Genomic DNA, 17,968 nt, shown 5'->3' with positions numbered 1-17,968 from the left:
GATCCTACCCGCGGCACCGGCGCGGGAGCCGTGAGCCCGGAGGCCCGTGCGCCCAGCGGCCTTCGCGGGCGCTGGGCGCTACTGGCTCTCGACCGACTTGTTCAACGCCGCGGCGTCGGAGTTGAGGCCCTCCAGCTCCGAGCGCAGGCCGTCGTACACGGCGATGTCCGCGTCGATGGCGGCGCGGGTGGCGTCGACGGCCTGGCTGCGGGCGAGCAGATCGGCGCGCTCCGTCTCGAACTCGGCCGTCGATCCGAAGTCGCCGCTGTCGGCGCGCGAGTTGAAGTCGTCGATCTCGACGTTGAGCGCGTCGTACTCGGCGTTGTTCGCGTCGACCCGCGCCGTGAGGTCGGCGTACATCGTCTCGATCCGGGAGACCAGGTCCTCGATGCGGTTCTCGAGATCGGTGAAGACCGCCTCGTAGCGGGCGTTCAGGCCCACGACGACGGAGCGGTCGTCGAAGAACTCGGCGTAGTGCGCCTCGAGCGCCGGCGGCAGGTCGGCCACCTCGGTCCCCAGGATCGAGTGCAGCTCGTTGACGCGCTCGCCGAGGCCACCGGTGCGGTACAGCTCGAGGCGCTCGGCGATCGTGCCGTCCTGCGGGAGGGTCTCGTACGCGGCCTCGAGCTCGTCGCCCAGCTCGGCCTGCTCCTCCGCGTCGAGCCGCACCCACGCGGCGTGCAGCATCTCGTGGGCCGCCGTCACGTCGCGGATCCCGTCGAGGTCGGGATTGGCGACGTCCGAGATGTAGATGCTGGTGCCGGTGTAGCAGCCGAGGACGATGTCGTCGGAGGCGCCGTAGCCGCAGAGGTCGTTGAAGCCGGCGGTCGGCTCGACCGACGGGCTCGACGCGTAGTAGAGGGCGCGGCCGCGGTCCGACATGGCGGTCCGCTCCGCGAAGCCGGCGATCGTGGGGTCGGGCGTGAACGCCTCGGCCGCCCGCCGGTCGGCCAGCGCGGTGCCGACGTCGCCGGAGGAGGTGAGGACGCTCGCGGCGACCGCGGTCCCCACTCCGAACTGCGCGATCGTGAGGACGCCCGCCGCGACGGCCGCGACGATGCTCGATGCCCTGACCATGTCTCCCCCTCGGCTCCTGCGACCCTACTTGACGAGCGGGAACAGGATCGTCTCGCGGATCCCGAGGCCGGTGATCGCCATCAGGAGGCGGTCGATGCCCATGCCCATGCCGCCGGTGGGGGGCATGCCGTGCTCGAGGGCGCGGAGGAAGTCCTCGTCCAGGCGCATCGCCTCGTCGTCGCCCGCGGCGGCCTGGCGGGCCTGCTCGACGAAGCGCTCGCGCTGCACGACCGGGTCGATCAGCTCGGAGTAGCCGGTGGCCAGCTCGAAGCCGCGGACGTAGAGGTCCCACTTCTCGACGACGCCCGGGATGCTGCGGTGCGCGCGCACGAGCGGCGAGGTGTCGACGGGGAAGTCCATCACGAAGGTCGGACGCGTCAGGCCGCCCTTCACGAAGTGCTCCCACAGCTCCTCGACGTACTTGCCGTGCGTAGGGACGTGCACCTCGACGCCCTCGCGCGCGGCGAGGGTCTCGAGCTCGGCGAGCTCCGTCTCCGGCGTGATCGCGATGCCGGCCGCGAGCGACAGGCTCTCGTACATCGAGATGCGGTCCCACCGGCCGCCGAGGTCGAACTCGGTGCCGTCGGCCCAGGTGACCACGTGCGAGCCCGCGACGGCCTGCGCCGCGTTCTGGATCAGCTCCTGGGTGAGGTCGGCGATCGAGTTGTAGTCGCCGTACGCCTGGTAGGCCTCGAGCATCGCGAACTCGGGCGAGTGGGTGGAGTCGGCGCCCTCGTTGCGGAAGTTGCGGTTGATCTCGAAGACCCGGTCGATGCCGCCGACGACGGCGCGCTTGAGGTAGAGCTCGGGCGCGATGCGCAGGTACAGCTCGGTGTCGAACGCGTTCGAGTGCGTGGCGAAGGGGCGGGCGGAGGCGCCGCCGTGCATCACCTGCAGCATCGGGGTCTCGACCTCGAGGAACTCGTGGGAGGCGAAGGTGTCGCGGAGGGAGGCGTTCACGCGGGCGCGGGTGACGACCGTCTCGCGGGCCTGGGGGCGCACGATCAGGTCGAGGTAGCGCTGGCGCATCCGGGTCTCGTCGCCGAGCTCGTTGTGCAGGTTCGGCAGCGGCAGGATCGACTTCGCGGCGATCGTCCACTCCGACACCCACACGCTCAGCTCGCCGCGCTTGCTCGAGACGACCTCGCCCTCGACGAAGAGGTGGTCGCCCAGGTCGACGAGCTCCTTCCACGCCGCCAGCGACTTCTCGCCCACGTCGCCGAGCGAGACCATGGCCTGGATCCGCTCGCCGTCGCCGGCCTGCAGCGTCGCGAAGCAGAGCTTGCCCGTGTTGCGCTGGAACACCACGCGGCCCGCGAGGCCGACGCGCTCGCCGGTCTTCACGTCCGGCTCGATGCCCTCGTGGCGCGCCCGGACGGCCGCGATGGTGTCGGTGACTCCGACCGCGACGGGGTAGGCGCCGGCGCCGAGGTCGTCGCCCGCGAGCTCGAGCAGGCGCTCGCGCTTGGCGAGGCGGACGGCCTTCTGCTCGGAGGCCTCCTGCTGCGCGGCCCGCTCGGCGGCGGCCTGCTCGGAGTCGGCCTGCTCGGCGGCGGGGGTCGTGGTCTCGGGGACGTCGGGGGTGTCGGCCATGAGGGGTCGCGGTGCTTTCGGTTCGGGGCGGACGGCCGCGATCAGGCGAGCAGGATCGGGGCGTTGTCGAGGAGGCGGGTGGTGCCGACGATCGCGGCGACGAGCACGAGTGCCGGGCCGCGGTGGTCGGCGTCGACCGGGAGGAGCGTCGCGGGATCCACGACGACGAGGTAGTCCAGCTTAACGAGCGGCTCGGCGTGCGCGACGGCCTCGGCGGCCTCGATCGCCGCGGCGGCACCGCGGTCCGCGGCTTCCGCGGCGGCCGCGAGGAGGCGCGGCAGCACGAGGCCCGCGCGGCGCTGCTCCTCGTCGAGGTAGCGGTTGCGGCTGGAGCGGGCGAGCCCGTCCTCCTCCCGCACGATGCCGACGCCCTCGATCTCCACGGGCAGGTCGAGGTCGCGGACCATGCGGCGCACGAGGAACAGCTGCTGCGCGTCCTTCTGCCCGAAGACCGCGACGTCCGGCTGGGCGATGCTCAGGAGCTTGGCGACGACGGTGAGCATCCCGTCGAAGTGCCCCGGCCGCGCGCGCCCCTCGTAGAGGCCGCCGACCTCGTCCGCGACGACCCGCGTCGAGGACGGCCCGTCGGGGTACATCTCGGCGACTCCCGGAGCGAAGAGGAGGTCGGCCCCGGCCGCGTCGAGCAGGGCGGTGTCGCCCTCGAGGTCGCGCGGGTAGCGGTCCAGGTCCTCGGTCGGACCGAACTGCAGCGGATTCACGAACACCGACACGACGACGACGTCGGCCAGCTCGCGACCCCGCTCGACGAGGGCGAGGTGCCCGGCGTGCAGGGCGCCCATCGTCGGCACGAGCGCGATGCGCCGACCGGCCCGCCGCGCCTCCTGCAGCCGCTCGCGGAGGTCGCCGATGCGGTGGACGGTGCTGATCACCCGACGATGCTACCGGCGGTCCCACGGCCGCCGGGGCCCTCGGCACGGAGACGCCGTGCTCCTCCGCGAGGCACCGCCTCCCGAGCGGCGTCCCACCCGCGGAGCGGCGTCTCGAGCGGCGCCGCCCGTCAGCCCGCCGCGCGGCGCAGGGCGTCGTCGACGGAGGAGCGGACGAGGCTGGAGAGGAAGAAGCCCGGCTTCTCGACGCCGATGCCTGCCAGCAGTCCCGCCGCCTGGTCGACGATCGCGGTCGAGAAGGTCGTGGCGGTCGAGACGGCCTCCGCGTAGGCGGCGCGGTCCGACTCCGCCACGGTGACCGGCTCCCCGCCCATCTCGACCACCAGCGCCTGCGCGATCGGCAGCACCGGGCCCGGTGCCGACACGGCGAAGTAGGTCTCGGCGAGGCGCGCCAGGTCGAGGCTGGTGCCGCTGAAGGCCATCGCCGGGTGGACTGCCAGGGGGATGACCCCGGAGGCGAGCGCCGGCGCGAGCACCCCGTAGCCGTGCTCGGGTGCCGTGTGCAGCACCAGCTGGCCGGGCTGCCACGCTCCGGTCGCGGCGAGCCCCGCGACCAGGGCGGCGATCTCGCTCCCGGGGACGGCGACGATCACCAGCTCGCTGCGCTCGACGAGCTCGGGGATCGCGAGCACGGGGACTCCGGGGAGCAGCGCGTCGGCGCGCTCGCGGCCGCTCTCGCTGGTGGTGGCGATCCCGATCACGGCGTGGCCGGCCCCGGCGAGCGCGGCACCCAGCACCGGGCCCACGCGTCCGGCACCGATCACGCCGACGCCCAGGCGTCCGTCGCGGCGGTTCTCAGGCATGCGGTTCCCCCTCCGGAGCGGGCCAGTCGGGCAGGGCGGGCGCGGCCGCGCGCCGCCCCCACTGGTGGCTCGCGTCGCGGTCGGCGGCCCGCACTCCGGCCGTCGCGAGGCTCTCGAAGAAGGCGAGTCCGTCTGCCGCGCTCATCACCGGCACGAGCGGAGTGACGGGGCCGGCCACCGTGTGCACGCGCGCCGAGGCCAGCCCGAGCAGGCGCTGGAGCGGTCCCTGCTGGACCCCGACGCTCTGCATCCGCGCCAGGGGCACCACGGCGACCCGCCGCCAGACCGCTCCGCTGCGCAGGATCGCGACCTCGTCCGTCAGCCGGTACCCGGTCCTCCGGAACGAGAAGGGGCGGAGCCACACCGCCGAGCGCGGCGCCCGGGTGAAGCCGGCCGCGTCGCGGTGCCGGAGCGCGTCTCCGACGGGCGTCGACTCCGCTCCCTCGGCCGGTCCGGGCAGCAGGAGGGCGAGGACGCGCTCGACGGCGGCGAGGTCGCCGACGGGCAGGATCGTGGTGTTCGGCTCGCCGTTCGCCCCGCGGGAGGCCGCGTGGCCGGCGCGGTCGATCCGCACCTGCCACCAGCCGAAGGGGCGCCAGAGCAGCGGTTGCGTGATCTCGACGGCGTGGATCCGGCCGGGCGGGATCGTGTCGCTGCTGGTCGAGAGCACGCCGTAGCCGACCCGCACGCCGTCGGGCGTCGCGGCGATCGAGTACCGGAGCGAGCGCACGAACTGGCGGACGTAGTAGCTGCCCGAGCCGATCAGGCCCGGCAGGATCGCGAAGAGCACGTAGGGCGAGCCGTAGACGGCGACGAACACCACGGCGACGACCGAGGCTGCCAGGAACAGCGTGAAGCCGCTGAAGACGAGCGAGCCGAGGAGCCGGCCCGGCGGGATCGAGACGACCGACTCGGGCGACGTCTCGTCCTGAGGCTCGCCGAACTCCTCCAGCCGCCGCGCCAGGAACCCGCCCGCGGGCGCCGCGCCGTCGACCGTCGCCTCCCGCTCGCGCACCCCGGAGGCGAGCCGCAGGATGTCGCGGCGCAGGGCGTCCACCAGCCGCGAGCCGAGGTACGACAGCTGGACGTTCGCGTCCTGCCCGGCCACGCTCACCTCGAGCTTCGCGGCCCCGAACAGCCGGGCGAACAGCGGACGCTGCACCGCGATGCCCTGGATGCGGTCCAGCCGCGCCCGCCGGTTGGTCCGGAAGAGCACGCCGGAGCGCACCTCGACGACCTCGTCGGTGATGCGGAAGGTGTGCATCCGCCAGGACAGCCAGAACGCGAAGACGGCGACCGCCAGGCCCACCGCGACCGCCAGCAGCGCCCAGCCGACGAGGCCGCGGCGCAGCAGCTCATCGACCGGATCGCCGCTCTCGAAGCCCTCCGGCCCGGGCAGGAACAGCTCGACCAGGCGCTCGCGGAGGTTCGTGATCACGATGCCGAGGACGACCAGCAGGCCGATCCCGCCCTTGAGGACCGGGGTCGCGGGATGGAGGCGGTGCCACTCCCCGTCGGCGAGGTCCGTCTCGACGGCGCGGAGCTCGGTCACAGGCCGGCCCGGCGCGACTCGGCGAGCTCGACCAGGCGGTCGCGGAGCTCCTCCGCGTCCTGCTCGGCCAGGCCCGGGATGCTGACGCCGGTCGCCGCGGCGGCGGTGACGAAGCGGAGGTCGGCGAGGCCGAGCGCCCGGGCGAGCGGCCCGCGGTTGACGTCGATGAGCTGCATCCGCCCGTACGGCACCGACACGAAGCGCTGGAACATGATGCCGCGGCGGAAGAGCAGGTCGTCCTGGCGCAGGAGGTAGCCGTAGGCGCGCGCACGGCGCGGGGCCACGATCAGGAGGGTCACCGCGAGGGCGGCCGCGGCGGCCATCGGGATCCAGCCCCACGGCAGGCCGATCAGCATCAGCACCACGGGCACGGCGAGCAGCAGCACGCTCGACACGACGGCCGACACGATCTCGACCGCGACGTACCGGGGCGAGACGCGGCGCCACTCCCCCGTGATGTCGAGGCGGTCCCGCCGGCGTCCCCTCGCGTCGCGGCGGGTCGTCGGCGACGCGTCCTCGGGCTCGGCGGGCATGGCGTCGTCCTCACTGCCCGCGGCGATCCGGGCGTCGGCGTCAGGCGTGGTTCACCTCGCCGACGGCGCTGTCGTCGTCGTCGCTCGGCGGGATGGTGCACAGGTGCTCGGCGACCAGGCCGGCCACCAGCAGGACGAGCGCACCCACGATGGTCGCGACGTCCTGCCACACGGAGCCTAGCGAAGGGATCGCACGGCTCAGCAGGTATACCAGGATGCCGCCGGAGGCTCCGAGCAGCAGAGCACCGACGTGGCTGGACGCCTTCGCCAGCACCACGACGCGCATCGCCCGGAACGGATCGATGGCCCGGCGCAGCGTGCCCTTCGTGGCGCGGTGGATCGGCACGGCGAAGCCGAGCACGAGGGCGGCGACCACGATCAGGGTCAGCGGAACCGTCAGCGGCGGGATGAGCACGGGGCGGCCGGCGGCGGCGATCGCGAGGTCGAGGAGGAACCCCGCGACGGCCCCGGCGAGGCCGAGTCCGAGCAGGGTGCTGATGCGGGTGCGCCTCACGGGGTCCTGCTCTCGGGGTCGGCGGTGCTGCCGCGGGCGGAGTCGCGCCCCGGCCAGGTCAGCCCGGCCGGGTGGTCGGTCACGCGGTCGGTCGCCCGTGCGCGCAGCTCGGCCACGGGTCCGGCTCCGGGAAGGACCGCCGCCGGCTCGGCGTCGAGCCAGGGCTCGAGCACGAAGGCCCGCTCGGCCGCCCGCGGGTGCGGGAGGGTCAGGTGCGGGTCGTCGCGGAGCACGCCGCCGACCGCGATCACGTCGATGTCGAGGGTCCGGTCGCCCCAGCGCTCCTCGCCCTCGCCGCGGATCCGGCCGCCGGCCGATTCGATCGCCGCCGTCGCCGCGAGCAGGTCGTCGGGCTCGAGGACGGTCGAGCCGGTCACGACCGCGTTGAGGTACCCGGGCGCGTCCTCGTCGACGCCCTCGGGCTTCCACGCGGGCGACTCGACGACCTTGGACACCGCCTCGATGCGCAGGCCCGGCGTCGTGGCGAGGGCCCGCAGCGCCTCCTCGAGGTGCGCCAGGCGGTCGCCGAGGTTGCTGCCGAGCGCGAGCACGACGTGGCGCACCGGGCGGACGCGCTCCTGCCGCGGCCTCACGAGCGGGTCCTCGTGATCTGCACGGCGACGTCCTCGAACGGCAGCGGGATCGGCGCGTCCGGCTTGTGGACGGTGATGCGGACGACGTCGGCGGCGGCGAAGCCCAGGGCCACCCGGGCGAGGCGCTCTGCCAGGGTCTCGATGAGGTCGACCGGGTCGCGGGTCACCGCGTCGGCCAGGGCGATCGCGAGCTCGCCGTAGTGCACCGTCTCGGCCAGCGCGTCGCCCTCGGCCGCCGGGGCGGTGTCGAGCCAGACCGTCGCGTCGATCACGAAGTCCTGGCCGTTCTCGCGCTCGAAGTCGAAGACGCCGTGGTGCGCGCGCACGCGCAGCCCGGTGAGGGTGATGGAGTCGCGCACGGCGAGGGCGGCGGGGTCGATCGCGGTCACGGGGTCTCCTCCTGAAGTCGGGCGGCGAGGGCCAGGGCACGGGCGGACGAGCGGACGTCGTGGACCCGGACGCCCCAGGCGCCGTGCTCGGCGGCGATGAGGCTCAGCATGGCGGAGACCTCGTCGCGCTCGGCGGCCGGGGCGCCGGCGGGGGCGAACGGAGCGAGGAACCGCTTGCGCGAGTGGCCGACCAGGACCGGGAAGCCCAGCGAGACGATCGCGTCGAGCCCTGCCAGCAGCGCCCAGTCGTGCGCGCCGACCTTCGCGAAGCCGAGGCCGGGGTCGAGCAGGAGGCGGTCGTCCCGGATCCCGGCCTCACGGGCGGCGTCGACGCGGCGCTCGAGCTCGCCGCGGACGTCCGCCACCACGTCGCCGTAGGAGGCGAGAGCGGTCATGCCCGCGCTGTGCCCGCGCCAGTGCATCGCGATGTAGACGGCGCCGCGCTCGGCGACGAGCGGGAGCATCCGCGGATCGGCGAGGCCGCCGGAGACGTCGTTGACGACGACGGCGCCCGCGTCCAGAGCGGCCTCCGCTGTGGCAGCGCTCATCGTGTCGATGCTGACGCGCACCCCCTCCGCGGCGAGGGCGCGGACGACGGGCAGCACGCGGCCCTGCTCGGCGGCGGAGTCGACGCGCGCCGCACCGGGACGGGTGCTCTCGCCGCCGACGTCGACCAGGTCCGCGCCGAACGCGGCGGGTCCGTCCCCGGCGGGCCGGGTCAGGTCGAGGCCGTGGCGGACGGCGTCGTCGACGGACAGCCAGCGGCCGCCGTCGCTGAACGAGTCCGGAGTGACGTTGAGGATCCCGAGGAGCGCGGCGCGGCCGGTCGGCGTGAGGTCGGCGACGGTGGTGGCCACGTCACTCCCCCCGCGCGGCGCCGATCAGCGCGATGATCTCGGCGCGGGCGGCCGGGTCGGCGAGGGAGCCGCGGGCGGCGACCGTCACGGTCGAGCTCGCGGTCTGGCGCGGCCCGCGCATCCGCACACAGCCGTGCTCGGCGTCGACCACGACGAGCACTCCCTCGGGAGCGAGGCCCTGCTCGAGCGCGTCGGCGATCTGCTCGGTCATCCGCTCCTGGATCTGCGGTCGCGACGCGACCGTCTCGACCACGCGCGGCAGCCGGCCGAGGCCGACGACCCGCTCGCGCGGCCGGTAGGCGATGTGCGCGACGCCGAGGAACGGCAGGAGGTGGTGCTCGCAGACGGAGCGGAAGGCGAGGTCGCGCACGATCACCGTCTGGTCGAGCGGCGACTCCTGGCCGCCCTCCACCACCGCGAACGTCTCGGTCAGCTGGGCCGCGGCGTCGTCGTCGAACCCGCCGAAGAACTCCTCGTACGCCTCGGCGAACCGCCGCGGCGTGTCGAGGAGTCCCTCGCGGCCCGGGTCGTCCCCGATGGCCGCGAGGATCTCGGCGACGGCCGCCTCGATGCGCGCCTTGTCGACGGGCACGCGCGCGCTACGCCGTCGCGGGGCGCGGGTTGATCAGCGGCGGACGCTTCGGCGCGACCTCGTCCGCACCGGCGGAGGAGACTCCCCCGTCGGTCGCACCCGAGTCGATCGGCGCCTTGGCGACCGGGACCGCGATGGGCGGCAGGTCGGACAGGGGGCGCTTGTCGCTCGAGAGCCACTGCGGGCGCTCGTCGATGCGGCGGACGTCCTTGAAGATCTCGGCCAGCTGGTCGTGGTCGAGCGTCTCCTTCTCGAGCAGCTCCATCGCGAGGCGGTCGAGGATGTCGCGGTTGTCGTTGATGACCTGCCACGCCTCGTCGTGCGCCTGCTCGATGAGCTGGCGCGTCTCGGCATCGACCGTCTCGGCGATCTGCTCGGAGTAGTCGCGCTGGTGGCCCATGTCGCGGCCGAGGAACATCTCGCCCGACGACTGGCCGAGCTTGACCGCTCCGACGTTCGCGGACATGCCGTAGTCGGTGACCATCTTGCGCGCGATGGAGGTCGCCTTCTCGATGTCGTTCGACGCTCCGGTCGTGGGGTCGTGGAAGACGATCTCCTCCGCGACGCGGCCGCCCATCGCGTACGTGAGCTGGTCGAGGAGCTCGTTGCGGGTCGTGGAGTACTTGTCCTCCAGCGGGAGCACCATCGTGTAGCCGAGGGCGCGACCGCGCGGAAGGATCGTGACCTTGGTCACGGGGTCGGTGTGGCGCATCGCCGCCGCCGCCAGAGCGTGTCCGCCCTCGTGGTAGGCGGTGATCAGCTTCTCCTTGTCGCGCATGACCCGCGTGCGGCGCTGCGGCCCCGCGATGACGCGGTCGATGGCCTCGTCGAGCGCGCGGTTGTCGATCAGCTGCGCGTTGGAGCGGGCGGTGAGCAGTGCGGCCTCGTTGAGGACGTTGGCCAGGTCGGCGCCGGTGAAGCCCGGGGTCTTGCGGGCGACGACCTCGAGGTCGACTCCGCCGGCGAGCGGCTTGCCGCGGCCGTGGACCTCGAGGATCCGCTTGCGGCCGAGCAGGTCGGGGGCGTCGACGCCGATCTGGCGGTCGAAGCGGCCCGGACGCAGCAGTGCGGGGTCGAGGATGTCGGGGCGGTTCGTCGCCGCGATCAGGATGACGTTCGTCTTGACGTCGAAGCCGTCCATCTCGACCAGCAGCTGGTTGAGGGTCTGCTCGCGCTCGTCGTGACCGCCGCCCATCCCGGCGCCGCGGTGGCGGCCGACGGCGTCGATCTCATCGACGAAGATGATGGCCGGCGAGTTCTCCTTCGCCTGCTGGAAGAGATCGCGGACACGGCTCGCGCCGACGCCGACGAACATCTCGACGAAGTCCGATCCGGAGATGGAGTAGAAGGGGACGCCCGCCTCGCCCGCGACCGCGCGCGCCAGCAGGGTCTTGCCGGTGCCGGGGGGGCCGTAGAGCAGGACGCCCTTCGGGATGCGGGCGCCGACGGCCTGGAACTTCGCGGGCTCCTTGAGGAACTCCTTGATCTCGTGCAGCTCCTCGATCGCCTCGTCGGCGCCGGCGACATCGCCGAACGTGACCTTGGGCGACTCCTTCGAGACGAGCTTCGCCTTCGACTTGCCGAACTGCATGACGCGGTTGCCGCCGCCCTGCATGCCCGAGAGCATCAGCCAGAAGAACGCGCCGATCAGCAGGATGGGGAGCAGGAAGCCGAGAGCCGAGAGGAACCAGTTGGTCTGCGGGACCTCGTCGTTGTAGCCGGTGCTACCGAGATCGGCCGCGGACACCGCGTCGACGACCTCCGCGCCGCGAGGGGCCACGTAGTAGAACTGCACCTGCGTGCCGTTGTCGCCGTCGGCCTGCTTGAGCGTGAGGTCGACGCGCTGCTCGCCGTCCACGATCTTCGCCGAGTCGACCTTGCCGTCCTTCAGGAGGTCGAGACCCTCCTGCGTCGTGACCGGCCGGAAGCCGGACATGGTGATCAGCGAGGAGCCGATCCACACCGCGACGATCGCCAGGACGACGTAGAGGATGGGACCCCGGAAGATGCGCTTCACGTTCATGCTTGTTGCGGGTGCGACACCCGGCGCCTTTCTGACGAGGAGATTGTGCCTGCCAGGCTACCTCCCGCACTCTGAGCGCCGCCCACGCGTTCGCCGTGGGCCGAACGGCCGCGGGCTGTGTGGTCTGGCGGGGATGCGGCGGGCCGCATCCCCGCGCGCGGTCGGCTTCGCGACGGGGTGCGTTCCGCAGAGCGGGTGCTGTCGGACTGCCGGGAAACGCTGGCACGCGTTTCCCGGTCCGCGTCCTCTGCCTTGCGGGTGGAGGTCGCGGGGATCGGCGCTTCGGCGGTAGGGGCGCGCCGCGAGAGCGCAGGAGTTGTCGCACTCGAGCTCGACAGCGACGACTACTGCGGTCTCGGGAAGGAGGCGAAGGTGTCCGAGCAGGACGCGCCGCGAGAACGCAGGAGTTGTCGCACTCGAGCTCGACAGCGACGACTACTGCGGTCTCGGGGGGGCGAAGGTGTTCGAGCGGGGCGCGCCGCGAGAGCGCAGGAGTTGTCGCACTCGAGCTCGACAGCGACAACTACTACGGTCTCGGGAAGGAGGCGAAGGTGTCCGAGCAGGACGCGCCGTGAGAGCGCAGGAGTTGTCGCACTCGAGCTCGACAGCGACGACTACTGCGGTCTCGGGAGGGCGAGGGTGTCCGAGCGGGGCGCGCCGCGAGAACGCAGGAGGCGCGGACGGACAGACCGGGCCCGCACAGCCCGGGTCAGGCCGACTCGAGGAGGGGCTCCGGGTCGCGGAGGGCGGGCACGAGGCCACGGCGGCGGCGGGCGGCGGCCAGCACGGTCACGGCGAGCGCCCCGACCAGCCAGAGCACGAGCACCAGGACCGCGTGCGCGACTCCGATGCTGCCGCCGGCGATCAGCGAGCGGAACGCCTCCACCGTCCAGGTCAGCGGCAGCACGCCGTGGATCGCCTGGAAGAAGGCGGGCGCGGTCTCGACCGGGTAGGTGCCTCCGGCCGAGGACAGCTGCAGCACGATCATCAGCAGCGCCAGGAACCGGCCCGGGGCGTCCAGCAGCGCGATCAGCGCCTGGTTGATCGCCACGAAGGTGAGGCTCGTGAGCACGGCGATCCCGATCAGCCCGGGCAGGTTCGACGCCTCGACGCCCACTCCGAAGCGGATGACGAGCGCGGCCAGGACGCCCTGGGCGACCGCCATCAGCGCGCCGGGCAGGTAGCTGCGCAGCGCGATGACCCAGGCGGGCCGGCGCGCGGCGAGGAGGCGGGAGCTGAGCGGGGCGCTCATCAGGTAGAAGGCCAGCGCGCCGACCCAGAGCGCGAGGGCCATGAAGTAGGGGGCGAGGCCGTAGCCGTAGGACGGCACGCGGTTCATCCGCTCGGCGTCGATCCCGACCGGGGCGGCCGCGACGGTGCTGAGCTCCTGCGCCTGCTCGCCGGTGTAGGTGGGCACGTCGTCCGCGCCGTCCGAGAGCTTCGTGTCGAGGGTGCGCGATCCGGAGGCGAGCGAGTCGATCCCGTCGGCGAGGTCCTGCGAACCGGTGGCCGCGTCGGCCGAGCCGGTCGCGGCGGTCTCGGCGCCGTCCGCGAGGTCCGAGGCGCCCGTCGCGAGGGCGGCCGTCCCGGAGGCGAGGTCGGAGGCGCCGGCGGCCGCGGAGGCGATTCCGCTGGTGAGCGGGCCGACCGCGCCGGAGAGGGTGTCCACTCCGCCGGCGACCTGCGCGGCTCCGCCGTCGAGGGTCGCAGATCCCTGGGCGAGGGCCTGCGCACCGGTCTGCAGCTTCTGGGCGCCGTCGGCGGCGGAGGTCGCCCCGGTGGACAGAGCGGCGGTGCCGGTCGCGAGGTCGGCGGCTCCGCCCGAGACCGTGGCGGCACCGGCGGCGAGCGCCGTCAGTCCGCTGCCGTCGTCGCCGACGAGCGCGGTCGCACCGGAGGCGAGCGTCTGCGCGCCCGCGTCCGCCGAGGCGGCTCCGCCCGCGAGAGCGGCCGCACCCTTCTCGAGGGCGGTCAGCTCGGCCACGCGCTGGGCGTCGGACAGCGAGTCGTACCGAGAGAGCAGGGAGGCGAGGCCGGAGTCGACTCCGGTCGCTCCGGTGGCGAGTTGCGGAGTGGCGGTCGCGAGCGCTCCCGCACCGGTCGCGAGCTGCTGGGCTCCTGCGAGGGCCTTCCCCGCTCCGTCGGAGAGGGAGGCGGACCCGGTGGCCAGCGCCGCGGCACCGGATGCCGCCGAGACCGCGCCGTCCTTCAGGGTCGACGTCCCCGCGGCGAGGTCGGCGGCGCCCGAGGCGAGCGACGCCGCTCCGCCGTCGAGCTGCTGGGCGCCGTCGGCGACCGTGCGGGCTCCCGTGTCGAGCGCCGCCGCCTGGTCGGGCAGCTGACCGGTCCCGCTCGCGATCCGCTGGAGTCCCGACGAGAGGTCGGACGCTCCGGAGGCCGCGCTCCCCGCGCCCGAGCGGAGGGAGTCGGCGCCGGTCGCCAGCTGCGCGGTGCCGTCCTGCAGCTGCGCGAGCCCGACGACCAGCTCGGAGGAGCCGGACGCGGCGGTCCCGGCGCCGTCCGCCAGCTGAGCGGCGCCGTCGGCCGCCTGCTCGAGGCTCGAGTGCACGTCGGTGAAGCCGAGGTAGACGTTCTCGAGGTAGGTCGCGCCGACCTTCTCCTCCAGCGTCTTCGTCACGGTGGTGCCGATGGTGGAGGCGATGTTGCCGACGATCAGGTTGGCCGCGTCGTTCGTCTCGATCGACAGCTTCGCCTGCACGGCCGCGGCGGGGTCGTCGCCGCCGACGGAGGCGACGTCGGCCGAGAAGCCGGCCGGCACCGTCAGCACGGCGAGGACGTCGCCGGAGGCGAGCTCGCGGGACGCCTCGTCGGCACCGGTCGCCGTCCAGGCGAAGTCCGAGCCGGAGGTGTCGGTGGTGAGCTGCTCGGTCAGGTCGTCGCCGAGGGCGAGCGCGGAGCCGTCCGAGGCGGTCGCGCCGGTGTCCTCGTTGACGATCGCGGCGGGCACCGTGTCGAGGTGGTGCGTGGGATCGAGGTTGGCCGAGGTCAGCAGTCCCGCGTAGATCAGCGGGATGAGCGCGATCGCGGCGAAGACGACGACGAGGCGCGGGTTCACGGCGCGCAGGGCGCGGCGGAGCGGGGAGGTGGTCATGGTCCTTCTACTTCGTGGAGTGCAGGGCGGCGAGCCGCGGCGAGGCGACTCCGGTGACGAGGAGCTCGGCGATGTCGGCGGAGGCCGAGGCCACGGGACGGCGGGCGTCGCCGTCGAGGAGCCAGCCGACGACCAGCCAGGTGGTGCCGGCGGCGAGGAGGACGGCGAAGCGCTCGACGCGGGCGTGGTCGCCGCCGCCCGATCCGCGCTCGGCGAGGGGCGAGAAGGCGAGGAGCCGCTGCGCGAGGAACGCGACGACCGACTCCTGCACGGCGCGGGCCGTGCCTCCGCTCAGCACGCGGCGGTAGAAGTCGGCGTGCACGAGCATGCCCTCGAGGAGGCCGCGGACGATGCGGGGGACCGCGCCCTCCCAGTCGGCGGGGGCGGTGCCGGGAGCGACGTCGCCGAACAGCGCGTGCATCCGCTCCACCGCGGCGGCCTCGATCAGGGACGGCACATCGCCGAAGTGCTGGTAGAACGTGGGGCGGCTGACGCCCGCGGCGCCGCAGAGCTCCGTGATGGAGGGCTGGTCGTCGCCCGGGCGGTCGAGTGCCGTCGTGATCGCGGTGAGCAGGAGCTCGCGCGAGCGGGTGAGCCGCGGATCGGTCACGGGGTCCTTCTTCCCGGCGCGAGGAGCGCCTTCTTTACGTCCGTCAGATAACTTACAACCGTAAAGAAGAGCGCGCAAGCGTCAGGAGGAGGGCGGCTCCGGGAGCAGCGTCGCGATGGCGGACGTGTCGACGATCACCGAGTCGTGCGGAGTCAGTCCCGGGCTCCGGGGCGTCGGCACCGGCAGGCGCACGAGCAGGGCGCCCGGATCCACGCCGAAGCGCCCGGAGCGGGTGCGGCCGACCGGATCGCCGTCCAGCTCGGCGAGCACCGGCTGGTCGAGCTCGAACGAGAACTCGCGGCCGGGCCACTGCCGGAGCGAGGCGAGCCCGTTGCGGTTGCCGGTCGCGACATCCAGCGCGAGGCCGAAGCGCCGACGCAGCAGCACCAGCTCCAGGTCGCCGTCGTCGAGCACCGCGCCCGCGGCCAGCTCGATGTTCGCCACCACGGAGCTGCAGTTGCAGGCCAGCACCATGAAGCAGCGCTGCGGAGGCTCCTCCGCGCCGTCGATCGTGAGGGTCACCTCGAATCCGGCCTTGAACATCGCCGGCGCCCCCGCCGCGAAGTAGGCGCCCCAGCCCACCCGCTTCTTCAGCTCCTCGTCCGTCTTGTCCATGATCTCGGCGTCCAGGCCCACCCCGCCCATCACCATGAACACCCGCTCCTCGCCGTCGTCGAACGCGGCCGTGCCCACGTCGATGGCGCGGTCCTGCCCGAGCAGGGCGATCTCCACCGCCTCGGGCAGCGAGCCGAGCGGGATCCCGAGGTTCCGCGCGAGGAGGTTGCCCGTGCCGCTGGGCAGCAGGCCGTAGGGGACGCCGGTCCCCCGCAGCACCGTGGCGACGGCGCGGACGGTGCCGTCGCCTCCCATCGAGCACACCAGGTCCGGGCCCGCCTCGAGCGCGGCGCGGGCCGCAGCCGCACCGGAGTCGCCCGGGCTGGTCTCGAACCAGAGCGGCTCGTTCCAGCCGTGGCGGCGCGCGATCGTCGCGACCAGGTCCTCCGCGGCGCCGACGTCGTCGAACTTGCTCGGGTTGATCACGACGGCGACGGTGCGCTTCTCGGGTGCCTTCACCCCGTCAGTCTGACGGCACCGGCGACCGGTCCAGTCGCGCTGACGCCTCCAGGGCGAGCACGGCGCCGATCTCGGCCGAGAGCGTGGCGGGCAGCGACGGAGGCGCGTCCCAGCGGGGCCCGGCCAGCAGCACGCCGCGGCGGACGCTCGAGCTCTGCAGCGCGGCGACGCTGCCGGCGACGAAGCCGCGGAGGCGGGCGGCCACCGCGGGCGCGACTCCGCCCGTCGTGGCGAGGTCGACGAGGTGCCGGTAGGCGATGCCGCCGAACAGGGCGCCGTCCCCCGATCCCTGGTCGACGAAGACGCCGTCGGGGGCGAGCCGGTCCAGCAGGTCCTCGGCCGTGCGGGAGGCGTGGGCGACCAGGCGGGGGTCGGGCCGCAGGCGGTGCAGGGCGAGCGCCGCGCCGATGTAGACGGCGTGGTTGTAGCTGAAGGCCCAGTCGTCGCGCGCGGAGCCTCCCTCGCGGCCGATGCCGTCTGCGACGAAGCCGGTGTCGTCGTCGCGGAGGCGCACGTGCATCCAGTCGAGGGCGGCGCGCGAGAGCTCCTCCCGGCCGTCGGGCTGCAGCCGCTCCAGGCGCGCGCCGAGGATCGCGAACGGGCCGTTCGCGGGCGCGTTCTTGTAGTCCATCTGCCGGCGGCGCCAGGCGAGGCTCGCCCCGTGGCGGAGGTTCCAGCCCTTCGCGACGGCGAAGCGCCACAGGCGGTCGGCCCGGTCGAGGAAGCGCGGGTCGCCCGAGGCCTCCCCGAGGCGGGCGAGCGCGCCACCGAGCCACATCATGTCGTCGAAGTAGCCGTTGACCAGGCGCCCGCCGTTGCGGAGGCGGATCGCGCGGTGGATCCGCCGGGCCCGCTCCAGGTGCGCCTCGTCGCCCGTGCGCTCGAAGGCGTCGACGGCCGCGTCGATCGCGTGCGCGAGCCACCAGTAGTTGAACTCGAGGTCGGCCCGCAGGGAGGTCGGGTAGCTCATGTGGTAGCCCAGCAGCGGCACCGCGAAGAGCCGCTCGAGGCTCTCCTGCGCGGTGTCCGCGGGGCTACTCGTAGACGTGCGGGGCGAGGACGGCGACATCGCGGAGGTTGCGGTAGCGCTCGGCGTAGTCGAGCCCGTAGCCGATCACGAACTCGTTCGGGATGTCGAAGCCGACGTAGGCCACGTCGACCTCGACCTTGGCGGCCGCGGGCTTGCGGAAGAGCGCGCAGATCTCGACGGACTCGGCGCCTCGGCTGCGGAGGTTGCCCTGCAGCCACGAGAGCGTGAGGCCGGAGTCGATGATGTCCTCGACGATCAGCACCTTGCGGTTCGTGATGTCGGAGTCGAGGTCCTTCAGGATCCGCACCACGCCGGACGACTTGGTGCCGCTCCCGTAGGACGAGACGGCCATCCAGTCCATGACGATGTCGAGCTTGAGCTCGCGGGCCAGATCGGCCATCACCATCACGGCGCCGCGCAGCACCCCGACGATGAGCAGGTTCTCGCCCGCGTAGTCGCGCTCGATGGCGCGGGCCAGGTCGCGGATCCGCTCGTGGATCTCGGCCTCGGTGTAGAGGACCTCGGTGATGTCGTCGGCGATGTCGGCTGCTTCCACCCGGCCACTCTACGGGTGACCGGCCCCCGTCTCCCCTCCGCGAGACTCCGCTCTCGTACACCTCCGTCGGCGAGTCGCGTGCCGGAGCGGCATCTCGCGGGGAGGGGCCGGGCGTCTCGCGGGGACCGGCGTCGCGGGGACGGGGTCAGGGG

At 73.6% G+C, this 17,968-nt stretch carries 17 protein-coding genes; all 17 read right to left on the bottom strand.

The genetic code is table 11. The features are described from left to right. Positions 1–78 precede the first annotated feature (78 nt). On the bottom strand, positions 79–1,077 hold the full coding sequence (locus tag C5C56_RS17870) for a hypothetical protein (RefSeq protein WP_104255539.1): 999 nt from the start codon (positions 1,075–1,077) through the stop codon (positions 79–81). A 24-nt stretch (positions 1,078–1,101) separates the two neighbouring features. After that, positions 1,102–2,670, bottom strand: coding sequence for a lysine--tRNA ligase (gene lysS / locus C5C56_RS11135; RefSeq protein ID WP_104319601.1), 1,569 nt, complete (start codon positions 2,668–2,670; stop codon positions 1,102–1,104). A gap of 41 nt (positions 2,671–2,711) precedes the next feature. Further along, positions 2,712–3,560: a pantoate--beta-alanine ligase gene (gene panC / locus C5C56_RS11130; RefSeq protein WP_104319600.1), complete on the bottom strand. Its 849-nt coding sequence runs from the start codon at positions 3,558–3,560 to the stop codon at positions 2,712–2,714. Between the two features lie 128 nt (positions 3,561–3,688). Beyond that, positions 3,689–4,381 carry a Rossmann-like and DUF2520 domain-containing protein gene (locus C5C56_RS11125; RefSeq protein ID WP_104224097.1) on the bottom strand — a complete coding sequence of 231 codons (693 nt, stop codon included), beginning with the start codon at positions 4,379–4,381 and terminating at the stop codon, positions 3,689–3,691. After that, positions 4,374–5,933, bottom strand: coding sequence for a PH domain-containing protein (locus C5C56_RS11120; protein ID WP_104319599.1), 1,560 nt, complete (start codon positions 5,931–5,933; stop codon positions 4,374–4,376). The genes C5C56_RS11125 and C5C56_RS11120 overlap by 8 nt, the downstream gene beginning before the upstream one ends. Then, complete coding sequence (locus C5C56_RS11115) at positions 5,930–6,466, bottom strand: PH domain-containing protein (protein WP_104238408.1); 537 nt, start codon at positions 6,464–6,466, stop codon at positions 5,930–5,932. The genes C5C56_RS11120 and C5C56_RS11115 overlap by 4 nt, the downstream gene beginning before the upstream one ends. A 40-nt stretch (positions 6,467–6,506) precedes the next feature. After that, positions 6,507–6,980 carry a DUF3180 domain-containing protein gene (locus C5C56_RS11110; protein WP_104226009.1) on the bottom strand — a complete coding sequence of 158 codons (474 nt, stop codon included), beginning with the start codon at positions 6,978–6,980 and terminating at the stop codon, positions 6,507–6,509. After that, positions 6,977–7,573 (bottom strand): 2-amino-4-hydroxy-6-hydroxymethyldihydropteridine diphosphokinase, encoded by a 597-nt coding sequence (folK, locus tag C5C56_RS11105; RefSeq protein ID WP_104255533.1) that lies wholly within the window; start codon positions 7,571–7,573, stop codon positions 6,977–6,979. Before folK ends, C5C56_RS11110 begins: the two co-directional genes overlap by 4 nt. Further along, positions 7,570–7,962: a dihydroneopterin aldolase gene (gene folB, locus C5C56_RS11100; RefSeq protein ID WP_104347803.1), complete on the bottom strand. Its 393-nt coding sequence runs from the start codon at positions 7,960–7,962 to the stop codon at positions 7,570–7,572. The genes folK and folB overlap by 4 nt, the downstream gene beginning before the upstream one ends. Next, the gene (gene folP, locus C5C56_RS11095) at positions 7,959–8,819 is read right to left on the bottom strand and encodes a dihydropteroate synthase (protein WP_104224102.1); all 861 of its coding nucleotides are present in this window, start codon (positions 8,817–8,819) and stop codon (positions 7,959–7,961) included. Before folP ends, folB begins: the two co-directional genes overlap by 4 nt. Before the next feature lies 1 nt (position 8,820). Continuing rightward, entirely contained in the window at positions 8,821–9,411 is a 591-nt protein-coding gene (gene folE / locus C5C56_RS11090) for a GTP cyclohydrolase I FolE (RefSeq protein ID WP_104224103.1), read from the bottom strand. Positions 9,412–9,418: 7 nt separating this feature from the next. Beyond that, a complete protein-coding gene (ftsH, locus tag C5C56_RS11085; protein ID WP_104224104.1) occupies positions 9,419–11,434 on the bottom strand; it encodes an ATP-dependent zinc metalloprotease FtsH in 2,016 nt (671 codons plus the stop codon). Between the two features lie 709 nt (positions 11,435–12,143). After that, positions 12,144–14,546, bottom strand: a complete 2,403-nt coding sequence (locus tag C5C56_RS11080; protein WP_104319598.1) for a YhgE/Pip domain-containing protein — start codon at positions 14,544–14,546, stop codon at positions 12,144–12,146. Between the two features lie 7 nt (positions 14,547–14,553). Next, the gene (locus C5C56_RS11075; RefSeq protein WP_104319597.1) at positions 14,554–15,156 is read right to left on the bottom strand and encodes a TetR/AcrR family transcriptional regulator; all 603 of its coding nucleotides are present in this window, start codon (positions 15,154–15,156) and stop codon (positions 14,554–14,556) included. Between the two features lie 81 nt (positions 15,157–15,237). Beyond that, complete coding sequence (locus C5C56_RS11070) at positions 15,238–16,230, bottom strand: diacylglycerol kinase family protein (protein ID WP_104234307.1); 993 nt, start codon at positions 16,228–16,230, stop codon at positions 15,238–15,240. 4 nt (positions 16,231–16,234) lie between these two features. Next, entirely contained in the window at positions 16,235–17,299 is a 1,065-nt protein-coding gene (locus tag C5C56_RS11065; RefSeq protein ID WP_104319596.1) for a glycoside hydrolase family 76 protein, read from the bottom strand. After that, positions 17,265–17,816, bottom strand: a complete 552-nt coding sequence (hpt, locus tag C5C56_RS11060; protein ID WP_104224109.1) for a hypoxanthine phosphoribosyltransferase — start codon at positions 17,814–17,816, stop codon at positions 17,265–17,267. Before hpt ends, C5C56_RS11065 begins: the two co-directional genes overlap by 35 nt. Positions 17,817–17,968 lie beyond the last annotated feature (152 nt).

The organism is Rathayibacter sp. AY1D1 (assembly GCF_002932635.1).
Lineage (GTDB): Bacteria > Actinomycetota > Actinomycetes > Actinomycetales > Microbacteriaceae > Rathayibacter.
This window is presented reverse-complemented; position numbering and strand designations above follow the sequence as displayed.

Bases quoted from the DNA above. Each gene is read 5' to 3' on its own strand.
- C5C56_RS11065 (WP_104319596.1), bottom strand. From the start codon at position 17,299: ATGTCGCCGTCCTCGCCCCGCACGTCTACGAGTAGCCCCGCGGACACC.
- ftsH (WP_104224104.1), bottom strand. From the start codon at position 11,434: ATGAACGTGAAGCGCATCTTCCGGGGTCCCATCCTCTACGTCGTCCTG.
- C5C56_RS11080 (WP_104319598.1), bottom strand. From the start codon at position 14,546: ATGACCACCTCCCCGCTCCGCCGCGCCCTGCGCGCCGTGAACCCGCGC.
- lysS (WP_104319601.1), bottom strand. From the start codon at position 2,670: ATGGCCGACACCCCCGACGTCCCCGAGACCACGACCCCCGCCGCCGAG.
- C5C56_RS11125 (WP_104224097.1), bottom strand. From the start codon at position 4,381: ATGCCTGAGAACCGCCGCGACGGACGCCTGGGCGTCGGCGTGATCGGT.
- C5C56_RS11115 (WP_104238408.1), bottom strand. From the start codon at position 6,466: ATGCCCGCCGAGCCCGAGGACGCGTCGCCGACGACCCGCCGCGACGCG.
- C5C56_RS17870 (WP_104255539.1), bottom strand. From the start codon at position 1,077: ATGGTCAGGGCATCGAGCATCGTCGCGGCCGTCGCGGCGGGCGTCCTC.